At 67.5% G+C, this 5,100-nt stretch carries 5 protein-coding genes; all 5 read left to right on the top strand.

What is annotated here, in order from left to right; genetic code table 11:
- On the top strand, positions 1-1,190 hold a 1,190-nt coding region (locus AC1DGW_RS16730), incomplete at its 5' end, for a methyl-accepting chemotaxis protein (RefSeq protein WP_478025162.1).
- Positions 1,191-1,322: 132 nt separating this feature from the next.
- A complete protein-coding gene (locus AC1DGW_RS16725; protein WP_478025160.1) occupies positions 1,323-2,096 on the top strand; it encodes a flagellar brake protein in 774 nt (257 codons plus the stop codon).
- 86 nt (positions 2,097-2,182) lie between these two features.
- Complete coding sequence (locus AC1DGW_RS16720; RefSeq protein ID WP_478025156.1) at positions 2,183-2,674, top strand: chemotaxis protein CheW; 492 nt, start codon at positions 2,183-2,185, stop codon at positions 2,672-2,674.
- Between the two features lie 115 nt (positions 2,675-2,789).
- Positions 2,790-3,170, top strand: coding sequence for a hypothetical protein (locus AC1DGW_RS16715; protein WP_478025154.1), 381 nt, complete (start codon positions 2,790-2,792; stop codon positions 3,168-3,170).
- An 82-nt stretch (positions 3,171-3,252) separates the two neighbouring features.
- The coding region (locus AC1DGW_RS16710; protein WP_478025150.1) for a methyl-accepting chemotaxis protein at positions 3,253-5,100 on the top strand (1,848 nt) is incomplete at its 3' end.

Raw genomic sequence — 5,100 nt, 5'->3', positions numbered from 1 at the left:
CCCTCGAGGTGCAGGTGGAGAAGGAAGTCAGCGACATCATCGTCGCCGCCTCGCGCGGCGACCTGTCCGGCCGTATCCGGCTGGAAGACAAGAGTGGCTTCCTGCTGCAGATCTCCGAGCAGCTCAATGGCCTGCTGGCGGCCATCGGCAGCAGCGTCGAGCAGGTCTCCAACGTGCTTCGCGCGCTCTCGCAGGGCGACCTCACCGTGCAGATGGAGGGCGACTACCGCGGCACGTTCGCCGACATGCGCGACGATGCCAACGCCACCGTCATCCAGCTCACCGGCATCATCGATCGCATCCAGACCGCGGCGTCCAGCATCCACCGCGCGGCGGCGGAAATCGCCACCGGCAACAACGACCTGTCGCGCCGCACCGAGCAGCAGGCCGCCAATCTGGAGGAAACCGCCGCCTCGATGGAGGAACTGACCTCCACCGTGCGCCAGAACGCCGAACATGCCCGCCAGGCCAACCAGTTGGCCCAGGGCGCGCATGGCGTGGCCTCCCAGGGCGGCCAGGTCGTTGGCCAGGTGGTCACCACCATGGCCGACATCGAAGCGGCCTCGCGCAAGATCGCCGACATCATCAGCGTCATCGACGGTATCGCCTTCCAGACCAACATCCTGGCCCTGAACGCGGCGGTGGAAGCCGCGCGCGCCGGCGAACAGGGCCGCGGTTTCGCCGTGGTCGCTTCGGAAGTGCGTACCCTCGCACAGCGGTCCGCGGGTGCGGCCAAGGAGATCAAGGAGCTGATCGAAAACTCGGTCGGCAAGGTCTCCGAAGGCTCGCAACTGGTGCACCAGGCCGGCGCCACCATGGGCGAGATCGTCAGCTCGGTGCAGCGCGTGACCGACATCATGGCCGAGATCTCCGCCGCCTCGCAGGAACAGAGTGCGGGCATCGAGCAGGTCAACCAGACCGTCACCCAGATGGACGAGACCACCCAGCAGAACGCCGCGCTGGTGGAGGAAGCCACCGCCGCCGCACGCACGATGGAGGAACAGGCCAACGACCTGGCCACGGCGGTGTCGATGTTCCGCACCACGACGACCCGTAACGCACCTGCTGCCCGTCCGGTGCTCAAGGTCGTGCCGCCAGCAGTGAAACCGCAGCCGGCGCCGGGCACGCCACCGCGCCCCGCTCCCACGGCCACGCTTCCAACCGATGGCGGCGACTGGCAGGAGTTCTGAGCGGCGGACCCGGCCGTATGGCACCGGCGCCATCGCGCCGGTGCTAAAGAGCCGTGGAACGGGGCCGATACTCCATGAAGCCCTGCCGGTATGCTGTTGCCCCAGGCCTCCGCCCTCCCTGTTCCAGAGATCATGTCAGAGCGCGAACCGACGGAATCCGCCCTTCCCTCCTTCGACGGCAACCTGTATGCCGACGAGAAGTACATGGTCCGCAATCCGCGCCAGATCCGCCTGCTGCTGCAGGCGATGATCGACCAGCGCGCCACGATCGCGGTCCATCCCGATGGACGCGAGCAGTCCTATCCCAGCGCCGTGCTGGAACTGGACGAGGACACCCTGCTGCTCGATGGCAGCCCGATGCCGGCGGTCAACCGCAGCGTCGGCGAAGCTTCCCACCTGCTGTGCTTCGCGCAGGTGGACAAGGTCATGGTGCGCTTCCGCCTGGAGCACCCGCAGGTGCTGGTCGAGGATGGACACACGGCGTTCCGCGTCGCCTTCCCGGAAGAGGCCTACCACCTGCAGCGCCGCGAGCTGTACCGGCTGGAAACGCCGGTCGGTGATTCGCCCTGGTGCGTCTTCCCCGATCCCCAGGGCGGAGACCCGCTGCGCTGGCGCGTGGTGGACATCAGCGCCGGCGGCCTGGCCGTACTCCTGTCGCCCGACCTGAACCTGCTGCGCCTGCAGCAGCGGCTTGCCGGTTGCGAACTGCAGCTTCCCGACTCCGCCCCCATCCCGGTCACCCTGGTGGTCTGCAGCCAACTGGTGCGCAAGCAGGCCAACGGCGTCGAGCAGCAGCGCGTGGGCCTGCGCTTCGAAGACCTGCCACGCGGGGCCGACGCAGCCATCCAGCGCTACATCTTCCGGGTCGACCGCGAGCGCAAGGTGCGCAAGAACGGCGGCCCCTAGGGGTCCACCTAAAGTCCCGGCGGCCGGTGCCGATACACGTTGGTGACGCCTCTCCGCACCGCATGCCGCCAGGACCAGGAACCCAGATGAACGACACCAGCGCCCACGCTGCCACTTCCGGCGGCGAGTACCTCAGCTTCACGCTCGGCAACGAGCACTACGGGGTGGACATCCTCAAAGTACAGGAGATCCGCGGCTACGACGCGGTCACCCGCGTTCCCGACGCGCCGGACTACATCAAGGGCGTGATCAACCTGCGCGGCACCATCGTCCCGGTCATCGACCTGCGCCTGAAGCTGCGCCTGGACGAGGCCCGCTACGACGCCTTCACCGTGATGATCGTGCTCAACGTGGAAGACCGCGTGGTCGGCATCGTCGTGGACAGCGTCTCCGACGTGATCCCGCTCAACGCCGAGCAGATCCGCCCGAAGCCGGAATTCGGCGCCGCCGTGGATACCCGCTTCATCTCCGGCATCGGCACCCAGGACGAGCGCATGCTGATCCTGCTGGACATCGAGACCCTGCTCGATACCGCCGACCTGGGCCAGGCCGCGGTCGCGGAAGAAGCCGCGGCCTGACAAAGCGCGCAATCCGTCACATTTTCATGCGCGGCGTATCAATCATCGGCCCTGCCTGCCGATACCGAGCGCATGGCCGGCCGTTTGCCGGTGAAAACCCAATCCGGAGAAAAAGATGTCCAAGCCCTTCATTTCGCTGATGTCCGCGGCCCTGCTGGCAAGCGTGTCCCTGGTCGCCGCCGCCGACGAGATGATTCCGCCCGAGAACGCGGCCCGTTTCGCCGGCAAGGACGGCATGGTCTGCGGCAAGGTCGAGAAGGCCCGCTACGCCGAAGGTTCCGAAGGCCAGCCGACCTTCCTGCACATGGGCGGCGCGTTCCCGCGCCATACCTTCTCGGCGCGCATCCCCGGCTCGGCGCGCGGCAACTTCAGCTTCGACCTGATGACGCTGGAAGGCAAGACCGTGTGTGCGATCGGCAAGATCCAGCGCGATGCCTCGCGCGCGGAAATCGAAGTCACCGCGCCGGCGAACCTGAAGCTGGCCAACATCAAGTAATCCATCCCGTCGTCGCCGTGCCGGCTCCCGCCGGCGCGGTCCCGCGGCTGCGCCCGGGAATGCAGCAGGAGACAGCACAACCATGCAGTGGATCAAGAACCTCAACCTGATGCCGAAGCTGATGCTCACCTTCGGCATCGTCCTGTTCGTGATGCTGATCCAGGGCATCGTGGCCTATCGCGGCCTGCACTCGCTGGACAGCGTGACCACCGAGATCGCCGACAAGCGCATGGCCGGCCTGCGTACCAGCGGCGAACTGGCCAGCATGGTCAGCGAGTACCGCAACGCCTCCTACCAGGGGCTGATCCGTGCCAGCGCCGACGTGAAGGCCGAGGCCAAGAGCCGCGCCGGCGAACTGCGCACCCATATCGACGAATCCATCGAGAAGTATTCCAAGCTGATCGACAATCCGCAGCAGCGCAAGCTGTTCGACACCTTCGTCGCCGACTGGGATGCCACCAAGAAATCCTACGACTCGGTCACCGAGCTGCTGGAACTGGATCTGCCCGACGACGCCATCGACACCTTCGTCGGTGAGACCCGCACCCTGCACCGCAAGGCCACCGCTTCGCTGGAAGCGCTGTCGAACGACGAGAACACCCGCGCCCAGGCCGCCAGCGACCAGGCCGCAGACACCTATTCCGCCTCCGTGGCCATCACCGTGATCACGGTACTGGTCGGCGCCGGCGCCGGCCTGCTGCTGGCCTGGCTGTTCGCCCGCTCGCTGGTCGGTTCGATGCGCGGTGCCGTGGACGTGGCCAACGAGATCGCCGGCGGCAAGCTCGACGGCACCATCGACACCCGCCGCGCCGACGAGGTCGGCGAACTGCTGCGTTCCATGCAGCGCATGCAGCGCGACCTGCGCGAGCGCATCGAGCGCGACCAGGCCGTCGCCGCCGAGAACCTGCGCATCCGCACCGCGCTGGACTACTCCTCCACCGGCGTCTACCTGACCAACCCCGACCTGCAGATCGTCTATGCCAACCGGGCACTGGCGCATACGCTGGAACGCTATGCCGACGACATCAACGGCGCGCTCGACCATTACGACGCCTCGCGTCCGCTGGTCGGCCAGCCGGTGACCTCGCTGGAGTTCCGCGGCGAGATGGACCGCAGCGTGCTCGATGCGCTGCAGCGCGACGGCGTGGCCGCACGCGAGATGCGCTATGGCGACGCCCAGTTCGCGCAGACCATCTCGGCCATCCGCGACGAGGCCGGCAGCGTCGTCGGCCATGTCGTCGAATGGCGCGACCGCACCACCGAGGCCATGGTGGAGCGCGAAGTCGCGCGCGTGATCGACGCCGCCGCCGCGGGTGACCTGAGCGGCCGCATCGGCACCGACGGCAAGGACGGCTTCTTCCTGGAACTGGCGCGCCAGCTCAACAGCCTGCTCGACGCCAACGCCACCAGCCTGGAGCAGATCTCCGGCCTGCTGTCGGCACTGTCGCAGGGCGACCTGACCGTGCGCATGCAGGGCGATTTCCAGGGCGTGTTCGCCCGGATGCGCGATGACGCCAACGCCACCACCGAGCAGCTGACTACCATCGTCGGCCGCATCAAGCAGTCCACCGCCGCGATCAACTCCGCCGCCGGCGAGATCGCCTCGGGCAACAACGACCTGTCGCGCCGTACCGAACAGCAGGCCGCCAATCTGGAGGAGACCGCCGCCTCGATGGAGGAACTGACCTCCACCGTGCGCCAGAACGCCGAACACGCCCGCCAGGCCAACCAGCTGGCCCAGGGCGCGGCCGGCGTCGCCTCGCAGGGCGGAGAAGTGGTCGGCCAGGTGGTCACCACCATGTCGGCCATCGAGGCCTCGTCGAAGAAGATCGCCGACATCATCAGCGTCATCGACGGCATCGCCTTCCAGACCAACATCCTGGCCCTGAACGCGGCGGTGGAAGCCGCGCGTGCCGGTGAACAGGGACGC

The sequence above is a fragment of the Stenotrophomonas sp. 05N423 genome, assembly GCF_056397145.1.
This window is presented reverse-complemented; position numbering and strand designations above follow the sequence as displayed.